This is a genomic window from Helicobacter sp. 10-6591 (genome assembly GCF_003288805.1).
In the GTDB taxonomy this organism is placed as follows: Bacteria; Campylobacterota; Campylobacteria; order Campylobacterales; family Helicobacteraceae; genus Helicobacter_F.
Map to the genome: position 1 here is coordinate 1 of NZ_NHYK01000042.1, position 1,654 is coordinate 1,654.

The 1,654-nt window shown below is 35.7% G+C and carries 1 protein-coding gene; it reads left to right on the top strand.

The genetic code is table 11. The annotated features are described in order from the left end of the window. Positions 1 to 1,653, top strand: a 1,653-nt coding sequence (locus CCY97_RS08340; RefSeq protein WP_181562874.1) for an autotransporter outer membrane beta-barrel domain-containing protein, incomplete at its 5' end; no start/stop codon positions are given. Position 1,654: the final 1 nt, after the last annotated feature.

Below are 1,654 nucleotides of genomic sequence, written 5' to 3' on the forward strand. Positions count from 1 at the left end.
ATCCTCTATGATGGCTCAAGCAACACAAATTCTAAACTCAAAGCAAACAGTTACAATCTAGAAGGCGGCACTCTTGTCTTTGTCCCTACTTATGCTAATGGCTCCCAAAGACTACAAGCAAACCAAGAGATTACAATCACAACGGCTGATAATCAAACAAGTGTCCAATCTGTAGCCCAACCCAAAGAAGCAGCCACTCACAACACCATCCAGCCAAACAGCAAATCTCTAAATCAAGAGCAGCTTATAAATACCCAGCCTCAAGATGAAGCTTTATCAGCTCAGCCTTTAGCTCAAGATACACTCCAATCTACCAATAGCTCAGCCTCTCATAAGAATTTTAAAGAATCTGTGCAAGATGCTATTGCGAATAAAAAAGTTACAGTGCAGACACATTCTACAAATACACTCAATATTGTCTTTGACAAAGATAGCTTTATTCTTAAGGTAGAAGCAAAAGAAAATGCTTTTGCTCCACGTAAAGATTCCAACCAATCATTAGGACAAGCATTAAGCAGTATTTCTAGAAAAAACCATTTACCACAAGCCTATGATGATTTTTTAGGAAATCTTGATGCAAATACATCACAAGAAGTATTTGAGCAGATATTACAAAACATGGATGATACTTCCCATCTTACATCTACACAGAATCTTTTTTACACACAAAGCCAGCTTACTCTGGATAATCTTACCTTTGCTTTGAGCAGAGATTATCTTGCATCTTTACAACCACAAGTCTTTCTTGCAGATGTTGGTATGCCAAGAGCTAATACATCATCTCGTGTATCAAGTGATGTAATAAGAAGATACCCTCTATACAATGTCCTCTCAAGAATGTATGACCAAAGCAAAACACAATTAAGTATCACACCAAATTACACAAAAATCAAATCCAAGTCTTATACAAGCAATGCATATGCATTCAACATCCAAGCAAAGCAAACTTTAGCAAAAGTCATTACGCTGGGAGGTTTTGTAGATATTGCTCAGAGTTCTACAAGCTTTACTACACATGCTACAAGCAATTCAAGAGTTTTTAGCATAGGTGGAAACTCTATTGTGTCTGTAAGAGAATATTTCTCTATTATCGGTAGCTTGAGTGCTAGTATGGGAATAAATAATCTAAGCAAGCCATCTCTTAATAGCTTAAGCCAAATAGAAGGCCAATATAATAGTTATTTTTTGAATGCCCAATTAGGCATAGGAAAAAACTTCTATACAAGATTCTTAAATTTTACACCTATGCTACTTGGATATTATGGAGTGGTGCAACAAGATGGTTTTAGTGAAAAAGGTGATAGCTTATTTCTCAAAACTTATAGCAAAACCTCATCTACAAACTATGGAGCTTCAGTAGGTGGATATATAGGCTATGATAAGCTTATAGCTGCTCGTATTGCTTTGCATATCAATGCTTTTGGATTCTATACTTTGCGTTTCCAGCAAGCACTCTCAAATACTGCAAGATTTAGTGATTTCAAAGATATTGCTTTTAACCAACAAATAAAAACAAACAATTCTGCTCTTTATTTTGGAGTGCAAGCTAGAGTAAGTGTGAAAAAATACTTTGCAGGATTGCAGCTATCAAATGAAATTGCTAAAGATTATTCTTGGATTAATGCTGCGCTTAATGTTGGATTGGAGTTTTAGG